General features: G+C 30.1%; 16 protein-coding genes. 4 read left to right on the top strand and 12 right to left on the bottom strand.

Features of this window, described 5'->3' with window-relative positions; all coding sequences use genetic code 11:
* Positions 1–17 precede the first annotated feature (17 nt).
* Positions 18–752, top strand: coding sequence for a Bax inhibitor-1/YccA family protein (locus SJY43_RS06225; protein ID WP_396602983.1), 735 nt, complete (start codon positions 18–20; stop codon positions 750–752).
* A 295-nt stretch (positions 753–1,047) separates the two neighbouring features.
* Positions 1,048–2,055 (top strand): IS110 family transposase, encoded by a 1,008-nt coding sequence (locus SJY43_RS06220; RefSeq protein ID WP_396602982.1) that lies wholly within the window; start codon positions 1,048–1,050, stop codon positions 2,053–2,055.
* Positions 2,056–2,129: 74 nt separating this feature from the next.
* On the opposite strand, the gene SJY43_RS06215 is transcribed toward SJY43_RS06220, so the two are convergent.
* The 3 genes from SJY43_RS06215 to SJY43_RS06205 form a co-directional block, all read right to left on the bottom strand.
* A complete protein-coding gene (locus SJY43_RS06215; protein ID WP_396602981.1) occupies positions 2,130–2,606 on the bottom strand; it encodes a hypothetical protein in 477 nt (158 codons plus the stop codon).
* A gap of 97 nt (positions 2,607–2,703) precedes the next feature.
* Positions 2,704–4,311 carry a M56 family metallopeptidase gene (locus tag SJY43_RS06210; RefSeq protein WP_396602980.1) on the bottom strand — a complete coding sequence of 536 codons (1,608 nt, stop codon included), beginning with the start codon at positions 4,309–4,311 and terminating at the stop codon, positions 2,704–2,706.
* Between the two features lies 1 nt (position 4,312).
* Positions 4,313–4,675, bottom strand: coding sequence for a BlaI/MecI/CopY family transcriptional regulator (locus tag SJY43_RS06205; protein WP_396602979.1), 363 nt, complete (start codon positions 4,673–4,675; stop codon positions 4,313–4,315).
* A gap of 142 nt (positions 4,676–4,817) precedes the next feature.
* Between SJY43_RS06205 and SJY43_RS06200 the strand changes: the two genes are divergently transcribed.
* Complete coding sequence (locus SJY43_RS06200; protein WP_396602978.1) at positions 4,818–5,315, top strand: DUF456 domain-containing protein; 498 nt, start codon at positions 4,818–4,820, stop codon at positions 5,313–5,315.
* 329 nt (positions 5,316–5,644) lie between these two features.
* Here the strand turns inward: SJY43_RS06200 and SJY43_RS06195 are convergent, their stop codons facing one another.
* The 4 genes from SJY43_RS06195 to SJY43_RS06180 form a co-directional block, all read right to left on the bottom strand.
* Positions 5,645–6,319: a DNA-binding response regulator gene (locus tag SJY43_RS06195; RefSeq protein ID WP_396602977.1), complete on the bottom strand. Its 675-nt coding sequence runs from the start codon at positions 6,317–6,319 to the stop codon at positions 5,645–5,647.
* A 9-nt stretch (positions 6,320–6,328) separates the two neighbouring features.
* Positions 6,329–8,167, bottom strand: a complete 1,839-nt coding sequence (locus SJY43_RS06190; RefSeq protein WP_396602976.1) for a tetratricopeptide repeat protein — start codon at positions 8,165–8,167, stop codon at positions 6,329–6,331.
* Positions 8,168–8,276: 109 nt separating this feature from the next.
* Positions 8,277–8,426 carry a hypothetical protein gene (locus SJY43_RS06185; RefSeq protein ID WP_396602975.1) on the bottom strand — a complete coding sequence of 50 codons (150 nt, stop codon included), beginning with the start codon at positions 8,424–8,426 and terminating at the stop codon, positions 8,277–8,279.
* Positions 8,427–8,792: 366 nt separating this feature from the next.
* Positions 8,793–9,797 carry a LacI family DNA-binding transcriptional regulator gene (locus tag SJY43_RS06180; RefSeq protein WP_396602974.1) on the bottom strand — a complete coding sequence of 335 codons (1,005 nt, stop codon included), beginning with the start codon at positions 9,795–9,797 and terminating at the stop codon, positions 8,793–8,795.
* 195 nt (positions 9,798–9,992) lie between these two features.
* On the opposite strand from SJY43_RS06180, the gene SJY43_RS06175 reads away from it, so the two are divergent.
* A complete protein-coding gene (locus SJY43_RS06175) occupies positions 9,993–12,497 on the top strand; it encodes an outer membrane beta-barrel protein (protein ID WP_396602973.1) in 2,505 nt (834 codons plus the stop codon).
* A 347-nt stretch (positions 12,498–12,844) separates the two neighbouring features.
* Here the strand turns inward: SJY43_RS06175 and SJY43_RS06170 are convergent, their stop codons facing one another.
* From SJY43_RS06170 to SJY43_RS06150, 5 genes are all read right to left on the bottom strand, one after another.
* On the bottom strand, positions 12,845–13,288 hold the full coding sequence (locus SJY43_RS06170) for a response regulator (RefSeq protein ID WP_396602972.1): 444 nt from the start codon (positions 13,286–13,288) through the stop codon (positions 12,845–12,847).
* A 13-nt stretch (positions 13,289–13,301) separates the two neighbouring features.
* Positions 13,302–14,780 carry a PAS domain S-box protein gene (locus SJY43_RS06165; RefSeq protein WP_396602971.1) on the bottom strand — a complete coding sequence of 493 codons (1,479 nt, stop codon included), beginning with the start codon at positions 14,778–14,780 and terminating at the stop codon, positions 13,302–13,304.
* The gene (locus tag SJY43_RS06160) at positions 14,767–15,186 is read right to left on the bottom strand and encodes a hypothetical protein (RefSeq protein ID WP_396602970.1); all 420 of its coding nucleotides are present in this window, start codon (positions 15,184–15,186) and stop codon (positions 14,767–14,769) included. Before SJY43_RS06160 ends, SJY43_RS06165 begins: the two co-directional genes overlap by 14 nt.
* A 4-nt stretch (positions 15,187–15,190) precedes the next feature.
* Positions 15,191–15,595 (bottom strand): hypothetical protein, encoded by a 405-nt coding sequence (locus SJY43_RS06155; RefSeq protein WP_396602969.1) that lies wholly within the window; start codon positions 15,593–15,595, stop codon positions 15,191–15,193.
* A gap of 180 nt (positions 15,596–15,775) precedes the next feature.
* Entirely contained in the window at positions 15,776–19,513 is a 3,738-nt protein-coding gene (locus SJY43_RS06150; RefSeq protein ID WP_396602968.1) for a sigma 54-interacting transcriptional regulator, read from the bottom strand.
* Positions 19,514–19,656 lie beyond the last annotated feature (143 nt).

Here is a 19,656-nt window from a genome sequence, read left to right as displayed (position 1 = left end):
TAATAGTTTTACCTTCTATGGACCTATTCAGTAAAACATCTAATCCAGCATTTAATAATTACTTTTTTGGCGATAAAAAAACATCTACAAAAACCATGACGGTAACAGGTATTTTTATTAAATCCATGTTATCTATAGCCATTATTGTAATTATCTCAATTGGTATGTGGAAACTTCACGAAAAAGGAGAACCCATTAAATGGTACTCTTTGGGCGGTATGTTAGCAGCCATTGTTATTAGTATTGTTATATCTGTTCGCCAACATTGGGCACATATTTTAGTACCACTTTACGCCATTGCAAAAGGCTTCTTTCTTGGTGCCATGACGGTTTATGCTCATGCTCAGTTTCCAAATTTACCCTACCAAGCCATTGGTATAACCGTTGTAACGTTTATAGTCATGTTACTACTCTACCAAACCCGAATTATTGTGGTTACTAAAAAACTACGAAGTGTAATAATTACAGCCGCTACAAGTATTTTTGTAATCTATTTAATCTCATGGATTTTAAGCTTCTTTGGTATAAAAGTATTTATTTGGGGTATTTCATGGCCAGCCATTATATTTAATATACTAGCAGCAATTTTCGCATCACTCTCTTTACTTCTCGATTTCGATTATATTGAGCGGCACAAAAACAAATCTCCAAAATACAAAGAGTGGTTAGCAACGTGGGGCCTTTTAGTTACCTTAGTATGGTTATATATGGAAGTATTAAGACTTATGCGAAAACTAGCCATTAAGTTTTAATTTTGGGCGTTACCCAAGGGTCGGGCTTTCCGCTATATCTTTTTCTCGTACCTCAAAAAAGGATGCCGCTGCAATCCCTAACCTTTAGTTTGCATAAAGAATAATACACTAAATTTATTCAAAGGAAAACAGAGGTGAACTACATCCCTAACTAAGTTAGTCTTATGCTGCGTATTAGTCCTCTGTTTTCTCCTTAGAATTTAAGTTGAAAAGCTTCAAATAGAATAGTAGACGTCAGAGGTCTAATAAAGGTTATAAAGCGATTCAACATTTTTTAAAAACTTAATATAAAATTATGAAAAATTATTCATTTCATGTGGGCATTGACATCTCAAAATTAAAATTAGATGTGGTTATAGTAGATAAAACAAATCCCATGTCATTGGAACATTTCGTTGTTACGAATAACACCAAAGGTTTAAAGCGGATGCTTACTGTTTTAAAAAAAGGAAAAATAGATTTAGAAAGTACCCTGTTCTGTTTTGAAAACACAGGTGTTTACACATTCCCTTTAAGCTGTTTTTGTTTTGAAAACGGGTTTGATTATTGGATTGTTCCAGCGGTAGAGATTAAGCGATCTAAAGGCATATCAAGAGGTAAAAGTGATAAGTCTGATGCTAAGGATATCACTTTTTATAGCATTCGCAATATAGATAAGCTACAGCTATCAAGTGTGCCAGAGAAATCAATCCAGCAGTTAAAATTACTTTTTACTGAGCGCGAAAAAATCAAGAAATCCCTTTTATTATTTGGTTCAACTAAAGAAAATAAAGGGTATACGTCGTTAGATGTTTATAGAACAGTAGAAGCTCAAAACAAGAAAACAATTAAATTTCTTAAAGCGAGCTTAAAAGTTATAGATGCTAAGATGCGTGAACTTGTAAAGCAAGAGCCTAAATTAAAACGTCAATTTGAGCTTATAAAAAGTATTAAAGGTGTTGGCGAGAAAACGGCTATTTATTTTATAATAGCAACTAAAGGGTTTAAGGTCTTTGACTCGGCTAGAAAACTAGCCTGTTATGCAGGAGTTGCACCTTTTGAGTACAGCTCAGGCTCAAGTATTAGAGGAGGTACTAAAGTTAATCATATGGCAGACAAAACAATGAAGTCTTTACTTCAAATGTGCGCCTTATCAGCCGTAAAGCATGATGCACAATTAAAAGCTTATTACTTAAGAAAACAAGATGAGGGGAAAAATAAAATGTTGGTTCTAAATAATGTGAGATGTAAAATTATAGGTCGAATTTTTGCTGTAATTAATAGAGATTCTCCTTTTGTAGACACTTATAAATTTGTCGCATGATTTTTAACGAAAACTATTTGTTTTCTATCATAGAATACGCAGCCATCACATCAGCCTAAGCAAGTTCAATTAAACTAATTTACAAGAATAACAATTGGCAACTTAAACTCTGTAGTAACTTGTTGCCCGCGTTTTATAGCAGGAAATAGTTTAGGTAAAGAATCTAGACTTCTATTAAGCAACTGCTTAATATTAGGAATTTCCTGAGTAGTTAGCGAGTCTATTTTAGCATCAAGCAGCTGTAAATCGCCTTTATTAGACACTCGGAGTTTTAGCATTATAGTATCCTTAATATCCTGAGTAACAACAACACGTTCCTTCTGCAAAAAATCAGTAACGCTAGTCGTTATTATGTTCTGGAAACAAACCGTTCTTTCCGTTTTAGAGATAGACGCTTCACAAGCTTCAAAACTAGGATATTCATCAACATCATTCCAATTAAAAGTCTGCAATTCTTCTTTAAGAATAGCTTCAGAAGATGTTTTTTTCACATTAAAATACTCGCAAGATGTGAGCAATAAAATGAATACAAAAACGAATAAATACCTCATGGACTGGAACTAAACCCGAAAAGTACAATTTTTTTAGATTCTATAAACTCTAAAAAAGAAAAACCAAAGCTTTCACTCTGGTTTTTCTATGTTTTTATTAATCTTTAATAGCAAAAACAATGGGTAATGAATAAGGCACATTCACTTGCTTACCTTTATGCTCTCCTGGTTTAAATTTGGGAAGTGTATTAATTACTCTTATAGCTTCGGTCTCCAAAGTTTTATGAGGCGCTCTAGAACGTACACCTACAACATCTCCGTTGGTGTCTATTTTAAAAATAATATTAATACGCTGTTTACCTTTAAGATTAAGACTATCGGCTACTTTTATGTTAAAGTTTTTATTCACATGCATTGAAATGTTTTTTGACATGCAGTCTTTTTGTTCTTTATTACTCATGTTTTCACATCCTGGAAAAACAGGCACTTGATCTATTATACCAAAAGGAATATCTACATACTTTATAACATCTGCAAAAAACGGATCTTCAAACCCATTATCACTTGTTAAAATAAGCAGCTTTTTTAATGCTTTGTCTTCCGCATCACTTATATAACCTTGAACTTGGATTTGCTCAAAAACATCAGATATTTTTTTTGTTAATGTAGACTGAGCATCCTGTGATGTATAATTCTGAACCTCAACAACTAAACTTTGATTAACATCCTCACCCTTTATTACCTCTAAAAGTAATTTTAAGCCTTTTTCTTCATTTTTGGTGACATTGCCCTGTTTTTGAATTTGATTTTTTACCGCTTTAACTTTTTCAATTAGTGGTGTGTCTTTTTGTAAATCTTTTTCAACACTATTACTAATGTTTTTAGCATTAGCAGTTTCTATACACGAGGTATAAACAAGCATGCTAAATACTATTGGAATTAATAAAGTATACTTAAATAAATGAACTTGTTTTGATTTTGATTTTTGTAACATAATAATTCGTTTTTTGATTAATGATTGTTTAAAAAATGGATTGATGAATGATATCTTTTTAGTCTCGAAAACTTGAGATAATAAATTTTGATAGTATTCCTTTTTATTTTGGTTTTTTACGGCTTGTGCATCTGCTATATATTCATGAAGCGACATGATTCTATTTTGATACATATAGATTAAAGGATTGAACCAGAATACAATACGCAACAGCTCGAAAAACAATAAATCGAGCGTATGCCGCTGTTTAACATGAACCATTTCATGTTTTAAAACAGATTCTCTATCTGCGTTTTTAAGCTGTTCTCCTAAAAAAATATAATTAAAAAACGAAAATGCCATATCGCTTTTTAATAATTTAATAATTAGAACATTGCCCTCTTTACACTTTGGGTTTCTATAAAGCAACATGAGCAGCTTTACTAATTTGAAAGTGAATAAAAGTGTCGCTAACCCAACACCTAAATAAAAAACAAACTCCCAAGACCAAAAGGACTTATTCTCTATAATTACGCCTGATAAATTAATTGGGCTTATGGCTTCTTGATTTGTATTACCTATAAAAATTTCTGGTAGCTTTACAACGTAGTCTTGTGAAATAAACCCTTTAAAACTACTTATTTTAATAAAAGGAATTACAAACGAAAGTATTGCCGTTACCAACAAATAGGCCCTATTCCAATTAAAGAATGTTTCTTTCTTTAAAAACACATCGTATATGATTAAAAAGAACAACTGAAACGCTATGGTTTGAATTATATAATGTAACATACTATGCGTCTTTTTTATTAATCTCTTTCAATACTGACTCTAAGTCTTTAATATTCATATCATTTTTTTTCATAAAAAACGACACCATACTTTTAAAAGAGCCTTGAAAATAATTATCAACCAATTTATTTATAGACTGATTGCTATAGTCTTGCTTTTCCATTAATGGAAAATACACATGACCTTTTCCTTCTTTTTCGTAATCAACAAACCCCTTACTTTCCAGAATCCTTACAATTGTAGAAACGGTATTATATGCAGGTTTAGGTTCTGAAAAATGCTCTATAATCGCTTTAACATTCGCTTTTTTTAGTTGCCAAAGTATCTGCATTATATCCTCTTCTGCTTTAGTAAGTTGTTTCATAATTATTCTTAATTTATTAATTCAACTAATCTTTTAGTTAAACAAATATAACTAAATAATTAGTTTAAACTAATTATTTAGTTAATAAATGTAACATTTGGCATGATTTTTAGTCTAATTAGTATATAACTTAAACATTTTTATGGATATTATTTTAATTATCATCGCTGCGTTACTTATGCTTATAGGTATTATAGGCAGCTTTCTACCTGTTTTACCAGGACCGCTTACAAGTTGGATTGGACTTTTAGTGCTTCACTTTACAGATGCCATTCCTATGGATAAATCATTTCTAATTATAACTTTAGTCATAGCTGTATTTATTTGGATACTTGATTATATTATACCTGCTATAGGCACAAAACGCTTTGGAGGTACTAAATATGGCATGATAGGAACTACAATTGGACTTATTGTTGGTTTATTAGCTCCCATACCAGGAGGTATTATTATTGGGCCTTTTATTGGAGCCCTAATAGGAGAACTATTAAACAAAAGTGACTCTAAAACTGCAACAAGAGCTGCATTTGGTTCTTTTATCGGGTTTTTAACATCAACCTTTATAAAGTTTGTTGTAGCTATAATATACCTTGGTCTTTATATTGGAATAATATGGGACTACCGAGAAGTTATATTTTAAACCCTATCACTTGATGTACAGTAATTTAAAATGAGGCCTTTAAACTAAATTTTTGTAGTTTTCTTGTAATTATAAAAAGAAGAAACCCTGTGGGTCTCTCACCTCCACAGGGTTTTTGTAAATTGCTATTATCAACAAAAAAATTGAGGGATTAATTAATTTTTTGAAGTGTTGATATTCAAATATAGTTATAACTATTGTTTTTAAACTGCGGGAAACCCGTAACTCTTTTGCGGGCTAGTAGTAGTTTTCAATGACAGCAAGGGTTTTAAGCGTAAAAAAAAAGTGATTTTCTTTAAAAATAATTTTCTTTTCAAGTAATATTTTAGCTACACAAATCCTTTTTTTCTGGCCTCTTCTATTAAGGTTTCGTCTTGTCCATCTAGTACTTCAAATATTTCACGAAGCTGTTTTTTTCTTTTCTCAATAGCACTTAAAGAAATGTCTAAATGGGTCGCTAAATTCTTTGTTTTAACGCCTTGAGATAATAGGTGAAGAATTTTTCTATTCTTATCATCAATTACAATATCACTTGCAATAGATTTTCTAATATGTTGATTTACTGTACCACTATAAAAAGGCGGATTATTAAGCACCGCTTGAAAAGCGCTTGCCAGCTCTCGAGATGTTAAATCGCTTTTAATCATAAACCCTTCAGGATCTATTGTTTTAATAATATTATGAATCCTAAATGATTCGTTAAACATAGTAAGAATAATAATTTTAGCTTGAGGTAGAATTTTTCTAGCATACTCGGCTAAATCTTCACCAGAACTCATTGAACCATCAGACGAAGGTGGCAAACTAATATCTACAAACAAAACGTTATAAGGTGATTCCATATGGACAGATTTATCCATAAATGCAACCGCTTGATCACAATTATTAGCGATATCTATTTCTAATTCTTGATGGTCTTTTTTTGCAAATAGTAAAGTATTTTGATACCCCTCAATAATCATTGGGTGATCATCAATCATAAGTATTTTAATTTTTTCGGTCATAATATAGCATTAAGAGATTGGTGCTTCTATAGTTACTTTTGTTCCTGTATTTTTTTCAGAAGAAATTTTCAGTATACCTTTTATTTCATTTATTCTAGAATTCATATTTTTTAGTCCAATTCCAGATTTTGATTTAAGTTTATTCACATCAAAACCTACACCATCATCTGCAACAACTAAGTAAATTACATTGTTTTTTAAATTAAAACTAATAGTCACTTTAGATGCACTGGCATGTTTATAAATATTGTGAAGTGTTTCCTGAATAATTCTATAAATGTGAATTTTCTTTATGTTAGTTACCGCATCCCAATTTATATCATCGTCATGTGTTAGTTCATAATCAAGTTTATAAACTAAGGTTTGTGTTTGTACTAATGTTCTAATAATATCTATAAATCCAGATCCTGAAATAAAATCTGTATTTAATTCATGGGATACTTTTCTAATATCATCTTCTATTGTTTTAAGTTCATTAATATATTGTTCTCTAGTATTAATTGCTTCGGCACTATTACTCATATTAAGACTATCTAAACTTAGCCTTGTACCAAATAAACGCCCCAAGACACCATCATGTAATTCTGCAGAAATTCGTTTTTTCTCTAAATCTCTAGCCTCTTCAATGCTTTCGTTTTGAGAAAGCATGAGGTTATAAATTTCCTCATTTGCTTCTTGTTGCTTTTGGACAAATTGTAATTCTTTATTCTTATTTCTTTGAGATATTACAAGGTATAAAAGAAACGACGCTAATATTAACACTATTGAAATTATTAATAGCCATAAACGTTCTTTTGTAATTTGGATATTTTCTTGTTCAATTTTATTAGTTTCAAATCGTATTCTGGCAAATTTATCGCGCTTTGACCTTTCGCTTTTTTGTAAACTATCACTTAATTTGATATACTCTTTTAAATATTTGGTTGCAACATCACCTTTCTCAATTTTAGATATTAGTAATAATGACTTTAATAAATCGTCATTATTAAATAACTCTGAGATTTCTTTAGCTTTATAGGCATAATACTTTGCAGAATCTTTTTGATTTCTATCATTATAAAATTCGGCTAAATGATGATGAATTATGATTGAATCATACGTGTCATTTACGCTATCACTTAGTCTTAAAGCCTCCAAGTATAACCCTGGCAATTTTTCATAACGCTTTAACAAATATAAAGTGTTAGCATAATTACCTAAAGCTAAAACATAAACCTCTGGATGATTTTTAATTAATTCTTTATTCTGAAAAATCTGTTCATATTTCTTAATTGCTAAATCATATTCCCCAGAGCGCCGATATACTTTTAGCATATTATTTAAAGTTAGCCCTTTACTTCTTTCAAAATCTCCTTTTAGGCCTTTCTTTAAATCTAATGATAATTCAAAATATTTTATTGCTTGATCAAACTGTTCTAATTCATCAAAAACAATTCCTAAATTATTATAAACAAATGCGTTATATTTTTTCACCTCATTACTTTCATTCAAACTCTCTAGTAATTTGATGGCTTCAAATGATGTTGATTCGCTTCCTGTATAATCTTTATCGTAAGTTTGGCAAACTGCTATTCCATAAAGGGTTATTGCTGTTTTAAATTTATTATTTAGCTTTCTATATATCTTTTCAGCTTTTTGATAATAAACATAAGCACTATCACTTATTAAAGAATATCTGTAAAATTCACCTATTTTAAAATATTCTTCTACTATATTAATGGAGTCTCCTGCTTTAGAATTTCCAACAATAGTTTTTAAGGAATCAATTTTTCGTAAATTTTCATCAATTTGAGCATTTAAAAAATTAATGCTCATTGCAGCCATAATAAAAAGTAATCTGAATTTCAATATTTTAGTATTGTTTATTCAAATGTATCTATTATTTTTTAATTTTCATCCATAAAAAAATCCTGCGTATTAATACACAGGATTTTAATTTATAAAACAGGATTACTAATTAGTCCTGACCACTACCTCCGGTAATTGGTGCAGGCAATTCAGTATCTGGCGCAACTTGTATATCATCTTCGTTTAAATCTTGTTTTGTACAAGACGTTAAACCTGCAAAAAATAATGCTGCAATTAAAGTAATTTTTAGGGATTTCATATATTCAAATTTTAAGGTTACATATTTTTTCTCTATCCTTTTCGGTATAGAATAATTGAACTAAGATTTTTGAAAAAAATCCTAGCTAAGGGAAAAAATGGATAATTAACTTAAAACCGAATACAACAATTTGTATAACGACTCTATACTATTTTAAATGAGGGAAATGACTTAAAAAAGTCAAAGCGGATTAACTATTCTTAACTAAACTTAGGGAGTAACTTAAGCGCTTAGCTAACGGGTTGCTAAAATATGGCAACTTGTAATTTATATTATAATTTTTTTCGACAACATGTAAAATATTCGACGAAATGCATCTTTTTTTATCGACGAAATGCAAAATTAAGATGTTTTACGTGTTTTAGGTTAAAGGGTAGACTTGTTTTTTACTAAACTCGTTTTTACAATTTTAGTTTTCACATCCTTTTCTACACCAGTATTTTGTATTCTATTTATAAGCAATTGAGCAGCATTTTCTCCAATTGCTTTAGCGTGTTGTCTAATGGTCGTTAATCGAGGAAGTGTGTGATTTGAATCTGATTTACTAGCAAATGCAATTACCGATATATCTTTTGGCACTTTTAAACCTAAGCTTACGGCCGTATTTAATGCTATAATGCCCGAAGAACTTTCTGCTGCTAAAACAGCATCAATATTTTTAGTTTTCTTAAAAAATGATTTTATTTTTTTCTGAGGATCTCCTTTCTTCTCAACTTTTAAAACTAAAGGTTCCATGCCAACGGTTTCTAAAATGGCTTTATTATAACCTCGTTCTCTAAGTTTACCAACACTTATATCATTTATATTACTAATAAATACAATTTGCTTTCTCCCTTCTTCTATTAAACTTTTAGTAGCATTGTATGTTGCATCAAAATCATCAACAATTACCTTATCGCATAACACATCATGCGCTACTCTATCAAACATAACTATAGGTAACCCTTGTTTAATAGTTCTTTTAAAATGCTCTACTTCATTATTCATTTGAGACTCTTTAGCAACTGATAGTATAAAACCATCAACACTTCCATTAGCTAATAGCTGTAAACTATCTTTTTCCTTATCTAAAGACTCATTGGAAATACACGTTATAATATTATAACCATGCTTTGTGGCTTCTCTTTCAATACCAAAAAGAACTTTTGCTAAAAACCTATTTAAAATATTAGGTATAATAACACCAATCGTTTTTGTTTTATTGTTTTTTAAACTTAAAGCTACTTTATTAGGTCTATAATTGTACAATTCTGCAAGTTCTTTAACACGACGTACTGTTTCTTGCCCAATTTCCTCGCTATTGTTTAGTGCCTTAGAAACTGTTGATATTGATACGTTTAACTCTTTTGCTAATTGTTTTAAAGTAACCATTTTAAGAATACATATTTTATTAGTTTTTGGCAATTTACAAAATTACTATTAGCATCTAATAATTATTTACGCCTTGCTCACTTTTTTATTTTAAACCTTTTTATATCAGTTTAGTTAATTCTATTACATTTAATATTTTCTTTTGCTTCCTCTAATTTTAAGCATTAATTTCACAAAATAATTAATATTGCTTTCATGAAATATCTATTTACAATAGTACTAACGCTAATTATTGGAACACAATTAACTCATAGTCAGATTACTGGAAAAGTTATTGATAATGATAGTAATGAGCCTATAGAATACGCTACAGCGGCTATATATAAATTAGACGGAAGTTTAATAACTGGCGTAGTTACAAATAAAGATGGCATTTTCGCTTTAAATGAAATAAAAACAGGAACCTATTATTTGGAAGCCTCTTTCATGGGCTATACATCTTTAAAAACCGAAGCTATTCAGGTTAACAAAAAAGGACAAACTATTAACTTAGGTACTTTAAAATTAACTTTAGGTAGTCAACTAAACGAGGTTCTTGTTAAAGCAGAACGATCTGCTGTTGTACATAAAATTGACCGTCAGGTATTCGATACTAAAAAATATCAAAATAGTGAAGGAGGCAATGCAGTTGATGTTATTAAAAATTTACCATCGGTTACTGTTAATGGTCAAGGAGGAATTAGTGTTAGAGGAAGCCAAGGCTTTACAGTTTTAATTAATGGTAAACCAACTCAAGGTGATGCGAGTTCTATTTTGGCGCAATTACCAGCTAATGCCTTGGAGACAGTTGAACTTATTACGGCACCATCTGCAAAATACGACCCAGAGGGAAAAGGCGGGATACTAAATATTAAAACAAAAAAAGGAGCAGCAAATGGTACGTTTGCACAAATAAATGTTCGTGGTGGGTTCCCATCTATAGAACCTTATGATACTAAAGTTTCTGCAAAACGATACGGTATTGATGCAACACTTAATAAAAGAACAGAAAAGTGGAATATCTCTCTAGGAACAAGCTATCAACGTAATGATAAAACTGGGCGTCGTGAAGGTGACATGTTTATAATTAACCAAGCCGAAAACAAAACAACATTCTTACCATCTGATGGCGAACGAAGTTTTGACGATATTAGTTATAACGGCCGTTTTAACGTCGATTTCACACCGAATAAAAACAATGAATTCTCATTTGGTTTTTTCGCTGGTAAACATACAAAAGAAAGACTTGCTGATATTGTATATTATGATAATCATGCAGTATCTCCAATTGAAAGCGAGAATAGACTATATACTTTTGAATATTACAACCATAACTTAAGAGTGCGTAAAGGCGATTTTGCTTTAGGAAGTTTTGATTATGCACATACATTTAATGACGACTCAAAATTATCAACATCATTTTTATATGAATACACCTTTTTAGGAGGACCAACAGAGAATGACAACTTAGGGCACCCGGATAATACTATTATTTACCAACAAGAGTACAACACCAATGATAATCCGCTTTACGGAAAACGTTTTAACTTAGATTACAAATGGAAACCTTTTACGTTTGGAACTATTGAAACTGGGTATCAATACCGTGATATAGATCATACAGGTGAGTTTGTTTATGAACGTGATGGAAATTTGGTTACAGAATTTTCGAGTGACATTGAGTTAGAGCGTAACATCCATTCTGGTTATATACAGTTAACGGGTAAAAAAAGCAAATGGGATTATGCTGCTGGTGTACGATTAGAATCTATGGACCGAACTTATACCGAAGCTTTAAAAAGTGAAACTACACCAAATATTTACGAATATGATTTTGTAAAATTATTCCCTTCTGCTTCTGTTCAATATGCTGTAAACGACAAGACAAATATTAAAGCAGCTTATAGTAAAAGAGTTGAAAGAACTACAACTTTAAAAATGAATAGTTTTGCTGAACGTGAACATTCTGAAGTATTTGAACAAGGAGACAATACCTTATTGCCAGAATTTATTGATTTAGCAGAAATAGGTATTACAAAAAGAATGAAAGACGGCAATTCAATTTACGCAACCGCATATTTTAGACATGTAGATAATGTAATAAATCGTGTTAACACCTTAGCTTATGAGTCTACAGGCGCAGTAATTGATAGTATTATAAACCGCGTATATTCTAACGTTGGAAAAAGTAATGCTATTGGTTTGGAAGTTGGAGCTACTATTAAACCTGCTAAAAACTGGACGAATATAATTGGGGCAAATGTTTATAATTATGCGATTGATGGTATATTAAATTTTAATCATAGAGATGGAATTTCAAGAGCCTATACTATAGATACTAAATCTACCATTTACTCTTTCAATTTAAATTCTACATATTCATTTTGGGATAATGCCTCCTTGCAGTTTACATTTAATTATCTATCGGATAGAAATACAGCAATGGGAGAAGATTCTAGATATTATTCTCCTAACCTAACATTTAGAAAAACGTTTCTTGATAATCGATTAACAGCTACACTACAATGGCAGAATATAGACATGGGCATGCTTAACACAAACGAGCAGCGCATTACCACTGCAAGACCAGATCAGTTCTACACCACTACAAATTATGTATACGAGGTAGATATGATTTCGCTAAACCTATCTTACACCTTTAACTCAGTAAAAAACAAATCTAAATTTATTGATAGTGAATTTGGCAAACGCGAATTTTAAACAAAAAAATAATTACTGTAAAACAAAAAAGAGCTACAATTTCTTGTAACCCCCTTTTTATGTTAATTGACTAATAGCAATTATAAGACACCTTTGTTTTTAAAAAGTCACATTAATTAAATATGGCTATAAACCAATAAAGCATTCCTGTTTTCGAAGCGAAAACGGAATGCCGAATTAGAGAAGCAAATCTCAACTTACTCCCAGCTATTAATACTTATTCAAAAGGTAAAACATAATCATTCGATTCATGAGAAGTGCCATCTCTCCCTAACACTCCGCCAAATCCAAATGATTAATCGTTTTTAAGCTCAATTGTAATTAGAGTTAATTATTAAATTCTAAACCTAAATACTTTCTTCAAAATGATATTCATTTACAGACAACTCAAAGTTTTCTATCATTGCATCTAACTTTTCTACTGTTAGTGGCTTTTGTATAAACCCATTGCAAAACCTACCACTTTTTGCATTATCAATAAATTTGGTGTTATTTGATACTGATAACATATATACTTTAATGTCTTTTTCTATTGAATCGCTTAACTTCCTGAATTCATGCATGAATTGAAACCCATTCATTTTGGGCATATTTATATCCAACAATATAAAATCTGGAACAAACATATCGTTTAGATTCTCACTAGTCGCTATTTCTTTTAAATAATCTATAGCAGAATCCCCACTAGTAAAAGATTTTATTTTAGAGTTAAGTTCTAATTTTTCTATATTCTTTTCGTTGATGAATAAATCTATTATATCATCATCAATTAACATAAAATTTACTTTCATAATCGGTTGGTTTTTATTTAAGAATAGGTAATTTAATTCTAAACCTAGTCCCTTTATTAATTACACTTTTAACACTTATTTTTCCTTTTAAATTTTCTATAATATTTTTAACAATATATAAGCCAAGACCATTTCCTGGTATATTCTCGTGGGCCGACCTATAATACAAATCAAATATTTTTTCGACATCACTTTCAGAAATCCCTTGCCCATTATCACTTACACTAATAAATACTTCTCCTCGCAACTCTTTTACTGATATATTTATACAAGGCACATGCTTTTTAGTTGGCTTTTTAGAATACTTTATTGCGTTATGTATTAAATTTTGAAATATAGAACATAGTAATTCTGGGTTAGAATTATAGCTTTGGCATTTATCTACATCTATATTTACTTCAAACAATTCAAAATTCTTTGAACCAGAAAACATTTTTAATACATTTTTAATAATGTTATTAAAATCTATTTGCTCAAATTCATCTTTACTACAAGAGTTAATTGATGCTTCAGACAGACTTTTAATTAACTTATCTCCACCTTTTATTGTAGTTTCCAACATGCTTGTTAGAGACTCTATTCGCTCACTCTTCTCCTCATTTTTCAACAAATCAAGCAAGCCTTCAGCTGTAGAAAATGGAGCTTTTAAATCATGTGAGATACGATACAAAAACAATTCTAAATTCTTAGTTTTTTCCTTTAATTCTTCTTCTGCTTTTTTTCGTCTTGTTATATCAAGTACAACGGCAGAATAAAAAACAGTACCGTTTACATTTAAAGTATTTAAGGTAAACTCTACAGGGAATTCTTCTCCATTCTTACGCATGCAAACCATTTCTATAGTATTTACATTTTCGCTATTTTGAGTTTTATTTATAGTACGTAATAACTGCTTTATATTTCTAATTTTTTTATTTATTAAAATTGTTAATGGGTATCCAATAATTTCTACTTTAGAATACCCAAAAGCTATTTCTGCACCTTTATTCCATTCAATAATATTACCTTCATTATCTGCAACAACTATAATCCCTGCATTTATTGATTCGTAAATTGATTTATATTTTAAATGTATGCTATTACGCTCTTGTAATTGAATATTTTGTAAGTGATACTTGGTAACATCATTATATACACCAACATAACTAATAGTTTTATCTAATTTATTTTTAATTGGTATTATAGTTGCATCTAACCAAAATTGCTTACCTGTATAAGAACTATCGCTTAAAATTCCATTCCATTTTTCACCAGCTTTAATAGTTCTCCATAAATCTGCATATACTTTATTTGCATGTAAATGAGATTTTAATAATTCATGAGTTTCACCAATAAGCATATTGGCATCTTGCTCTAAGATTTCACAATAATCATTATTTACATATTCTATTCTACCTAATTCATCGGTTACAGAAAAAATAGAATGCTCACTAATAATTTCTTTTATTTCATGACTAAGACTACCCAACAAGCTATATTTAAATGCTTCCATAAAACTTGTTTTTGGTTTCTAAACTATATGTCTTAGCCAAATCTAACTCTCTAAAAACCCTAAATGGTGTAATTGGATTATAAATTCGTTTATATGCAGTAATTAGTAGCGAAGCACCTATATTATTTATTAAAAAAGCTTCTGATATTCTTAGTTTTACTAATTCCAAGCTTTCTGAGATTAATTTAGCAGCTGCAACAGAGAAAGCACCTTTTACATCTCGCACATCAATAAGAAAAGACATAGCTCTACCATTACATAAATCGATAATTGCATTTACATAATGTTTTGCAGTTTTATAATCTAAATTAAACCCAGAATCGTTAGTATTAAACTTACAAAACAGTATTCCAGAACCATCTGTCCAAAACTTAGCATTTTTATATATTATTACGCCTTCTTTCATATATCTAAATTGCATTAAACTCTAAATATCTTTTTTCACTAAATTGAATTGCTTTATTAAAATCGGTAGATATATTAGTAGGAATAACACCGTCATCACCAATATTATATAATTCAAAAAGTAGTTTTAAATTAAAAGATTTTACTAAAAATGATTTTGAAATCACAAAAGACCTTAATTGAGCACTACTTGAAATAAATCTATATAAATGATAAGCTTTAAAGCGATTCACTTTAGTTAAATCAATCAAGATAGGTTTGTAATTACCTATAATAAATGCTGTTACAACCTCAAAAAAAGCGTCTTCAATTTCATGAAATCGCTTATCAAATCTCTCATTAAAACTACAATGAATAACATGTTGGTCGAGCCAAAATCGCACATTATCAAATGTAATTTCACTTTTCATATGAGTTTTTTTACAATTCAATAAGCAACCCACATGCCACAAGTCTATCATTTCAAAAAATAAACCGCAATTAACTGATTAACAGTTACTTATTTTACTTACAAAAAACAAAAACAGCATAATGATTACACGGTATACCGTGTAATCATTATGCTGTTTAACTAAAAAAACGGTATTCCGTTATTTTTTATCTGGTTTATTTATTCCCAATTTAGCCATTTTATCTCGAAGTGTACTTGGCTTTAAATCTAAAATAATTGAAGCACTATCTGTCCCACTTATTTTCCAATTACATTGCTCTAATACATGAAGAATATGACTACGCTGAATAGCATCTAAGGACGAGTCTTTATTATGAATTAGATGTTTTGTTTGTTGTTTTTTTGACTCGAAACCAGGAACTAATAACGTTTCTCCATTTGACAGAATAGAAGCTCTTTCGATTAAATTCTCTAATTCTCGAATATTACCAGGCCAATGATAAGACAACAATTTGTTCATTGAATCATCAGGTATAAATTTAATATTTCTATCGTAAGATTTATTAAACTTATCTACAAAATGATCAACTAATAAAGGAATATCATCTTTGCGTTTTCTTAAAGGTGGCACTACAATAGGAAAAACATTAAGTCTAAAGTACAAATCTTCTCTAAATTGCTTTTTCTCAATTTGTTCGATTAAATCCCTGTTGGTTGCGGCTATAACTCTAACATTTAATTTTTTTAATCCTGCACCTCCAACCACTTCTATTTCTCCTTCTTGCAAAAACCTTAATATCTTAGGTTGCATATCTAACGGCAATTCTCCAATTTCATCTAAAAACAAAGTACCCTCATTAGCTAATTCAAATTTCCCTATTTTATCCTTAAAAGCTCCTGTAAAAGACCCTTTTTTATGACCAAACAACTCACTCTCAATAAGCTCTCTTGGTATAGCTGAGCAATTAACTTTAATTAAAGGCTTACTATTACGAAGACTCGTGTTATGAACAGCTCTTGCCAATAATTCCTTTCCTGTTCCAGATTCTCCTAACAACAATACGGTAGCATTTGTAGGCGCAACTTTTTCAACCTCAGATAGGACATTACTAAATTCAAGACTTCCATATACCATTTCTTCATAGTTAAAAACTAAATCTAACTCGTTTCTTAAGTATACATTTTCTTCTTCTAGCTGCTTTTGCAAACTACTTAATTCTGCATTTACCTCTGTTAACTTGGCATTCGTTAATGCAATTTCATTTTCTACTATTTTACGTTCATTACTCTCAACCATTAACGACACAATACTTGCAATTGAAGTTGCAAATTCTTGATCTTCGGCAGTCCAGTTTCTTAATGTATCTCCAACATGCTCAAAACAAATAATACCATAATATCCGTTTGCACTATTAATAAACACATCCATAAGCGATGTGATGTTATTAGGCTTTAAATAGTTTGTTTTAAAAAGCTTAGTAATATTATCTTTTTGAGCATCTTTAACAAGAATGGTTTTATTTTTATTTAACGCATTAAAATAATTTGGATTATCTGCATAGTTTAACACAGTACCTTTCTCATAACTATTTTTATCTAATACATAAAGATTTTCGCATTTAATGGTGCTATTATCATCATTAAGAACCCAAATACTAACCCTTTCTACATTTAATGTCTTAGCAGCTAATTTTGTTATCTTTTTAAGTGAAATACTAAAATCTTTACCAACTAAACCTGCTAATTCAAGTATTACCTCTTTTTTTAAGTTAGATTTTTTAGCCTTGTTTATTAATATTTGTTTTGCTTTTTCTTCTTCAGAGATATCTTTTAGTGTTCCAAACAAAGCTATACGAGTACCCTTATTATTTTTAATATGCCCAATTAGAAAGGACGCTAAAAAGGTTTCTCCATTTTTTCTAATAAATTCAAACTGAAAAGCTGGTGCTTCACCGTTGGCTATTTTTTTATCTATATTGGCTATTTCTTTATAATCCTCTTCTCGAGCAAATGGATACGGCATAGATAGACCAATAAGCTCCTCCTCAGTATACCCAAGTATTTTACAAAAAGAATCATTTACCAGTTTAATTTTACCATTCATATCGAGAATTATCAACCCTTCTTGCATGGACATAATAAGCTTTTCTGTAAATTCTTTAGATCGCTTTAAATCGTTTGCAGCCTTTTTACGTTCGGTGATATTTTGAATAGTTGCAAAATTTGCAATTTTCGCGCCATTATGATCATGAATACTTGCCACTCTAACCTGAACTGGAAAACGAGTACCATCTTTATGCATATAGATGTTTTCGTAATTAGATTCATTTTTATTTTGAGTTAATAATAAATACCGCTCATCATTTTTTGTTTTCAATTCTGGTGGTGAAAATGGGTAAGGACGCTTTAAACCCAATAACTCTCTTTCAGTAAAACCAGTCATCTTGCAAAACGAAGGGTTTACACTAATTATTTCTGACTCTAAATTAATAGCATACAAACCCTCACGCATAGATTCTAAAAGACCAGAAGAAAACTCTTTTTCTTTTTTTATTTCTTTTAAAATATTTTGCCGCTCTGTAATATCACGAACAATAGCAAGTACCTTACCATCTTTTTGTAATTTTGCAGAGACTTCTACCTCAATTATAGACTTGTCTTTACACCTTAACTCTCTTACAAATATTACATGTTCTTTATTTTGAATCTTTTCATAAATTTTTGGATTATCAATAACCTCTCCAACTATAAAATCCTTAATGTTTAGTTTTAAAAACTCTTTTTTTGTATACCCTAAATTAACATATACCGCTTTATTAAATTCATATATTGTTCCGTCTAGAGAGAATGCAATTATAGCATCACTAGCCTGATTTATTAATGCTTTATAAGACTCCTCTTTCTTTTTAATTTCTTCTGCCGCTCTAAACTTTTCAATAGCTATATTTGCTAAGCTCACCGCAAAATTGAGCTCTCGGATTTCTGCTAATGATGGCGTATTTACAGACCTACTATAAATAGCAAAAGTACCTTTAACCAAGTTGTCTTCAGATAAAATAGGTATAGACCAACATGATTTCAAATTGGATTCTGCAGCAATCTCTTTATAATTTACCCATAACTTATCTTTACTTATATCTGAGACTATTACGGGTTCTTTAAAAAATGCTGCTGTCCCACAAGAACCTGCATTTTCCCCTATTGCGAAGCGTTTAAGCTTCGTATTATATATTTTAGGTAATGATGGACCTGCAACAAAGTTAAGATGTATTCCATCTTCATCAAGTAAACTTATAGAACCAAAATAATTAGGATGAACCACCTCATAATTTAATAACAACTTCTCAAAAATTTTATTTAAAGGAGTGTTAATCGCAATTAAATCTAATATTTCATTTTTATGAATTAAAAGTTGCTCTGCCTTTTTACGCTCTTCTATCTCTGCGCTTAGATTTAAACTTTTTTGTTCTAATTTACTTATTAACCTTTCATTATAAAGTTTAAAAACCTCACCTTCTGTAATATTTTCTTTTTCAGCCTTTGTTACTACTTGAGCTGTTTTAGTCTTAAAAATAAAATTTACAGTATTAATTACTTCGTCATGATCAATTGGTTTTCTTAAAAAACTTGCAGCTCCTAATTTTAAGGCAAAATCTTCATCCAATTTTTCTGTGTACGTAGACGTATAAAAAACAAATGGGATTTTTGCAAACATTTCTTCTTTTCTACACGCTTGACAAAACAAATAGCCATCCATATTTGGCATTAAAATATCTGATATTATTAAATCTACATGTTTAACTTCATTTAGCTTTTTTAAACCCTCAACTCCATCATTAGCTTCTATAATATTATAACCTGCTTCTTCAAGAATCACCTTTAGCAGATATAAATTCTCAAAAGTATCATCTACTATTAAAATAGTTTTTTTACTCATCTTATTATTCGTTAAAAACACTTCCTATCTGGTTTACAAAAATTTCTGGGATAATAGGCGTCTTATTAATAACCAACTGTTCCATATCCTATTACTTTTTTCTATCGCCTCAAATAACATAGGAGGTGACTACAATTATTCTT

Origin of the sequence: Algibacter sp. R77976, from assembly GCF_044594645.1 — a bacterium.
GTDB lineage: Bacteria > Bacteroidota > Bacteroidia > Flavobacteriales > Flavobacteriaceae > Algibacter_B.
The sequence above is the reverse complement of the archived record's forward strand: the minus strand, read 5'-3'. Positions and strand labels throughout refer to the sequence as shown.

Bases quoted from the DNA above. Each gene is read 5' to 3' on its own strand.
- SJY43_RS06225 (WP_396602983.1), top strand. From the start codon at position 18: ATGGACCTATTCAGTAAAACATCTAATCCAGCATTTAATAATTACTTT.
- SJY43_RS06220 (WP_396602982.1), top strand. From the start codon at position 1,048: ATGAAAAATTATTCATTTCATGTGGGCATTGACATCTCAAAATTAAAA.
- SJY43_RS06215 (WP_396602981.1), bottom strand. From the start codon at position 2,606: ATGAGGTATTTATTCGTTTTTGTATTCATTTTATTGCTCACATCTTGC.
- SJY43_RS06210 (WP_396602980.1), bottom strand. From the start codon at position 4,311: ATGTTACATTATATAATTCAAACCATAGCGTTTCAGTTGTTCTTTTTA.
- SJY43_RS06205 (WP_396602979.1), bottom strand. From the start codon at position 4,675: ATGAAACAACTTACTAAAGCAGAAGAGGATATAATGCAGATACTTTGG.
- SJY43_RS06200 (WP_396602978.1), top strand. From the start codon at position 4,818: ATGGATATTATTTTAATTATCATCGCTGCGTTACTTATGCTTATAGGT.
- SJY43_RS06195 (WP_396602977.1), bottom strand. From the start codon at position 6,319: ATGACCGAAAAAATTAAAATACTTATGATTGATGATCACCCAATGATT.
- SJY43_RS06185 (WP_396602975.1), bottom strand. From the start codon at position 8,426: ATGAAATCCCTAAAAATTACTTTAATTGCAGCATTATTTTTTGCAGGT.
- SJY43_RS06180 (WP_396602974.1), bottom strand. From the start codon at position 9,797: ATGGTTACTTTAAAACAATTAGCAAAAGAGTTAAACGTATCAATATCA.
- SJY43_RS06175 (WP_396602973.1), top strand. From the start codon at position 9,993: ATGAAATATCTATTTACAATAGTACTAACGCTAATTATTGGAACACAA.
- SJY43_RS06170 (WP_396602972.1), bottom strand. From the start codon at position 13,288: ATGAAAGTAAATTTTATGTTAATTGATGATGATATAATAGATTTATTC.
- SJY43_RS06165 (WP_396602971.1), bottom strand. From the start codon at position 14,780: ATGGAAGCATTTAAATATAGCTTGTTGGGTAGTCTTAGTCATGAAATA.
- SJY43_RS06160 (WP_396602970.1), bottom strand. From the start codon at position 15,186: ATGAAAGAAGGCGTAATAATATATAAAAATGCTAAGTTTTGGACAGAT.
- SJY43_RS06155 (WP_396602969.1), bottom strand. From the start codon at position 15,595: ATGAAAAGTGAAATTACATTTGATAATGTGCGATTTTGGCTCGACCAA.
- SJY43_RS06150 (WP_396602968.1), bottom strand. From the start codon at position 19,513: ATGAGTAAAAAAACTATTTTAATAGTAGATGATACTTTTGAGAATTTA.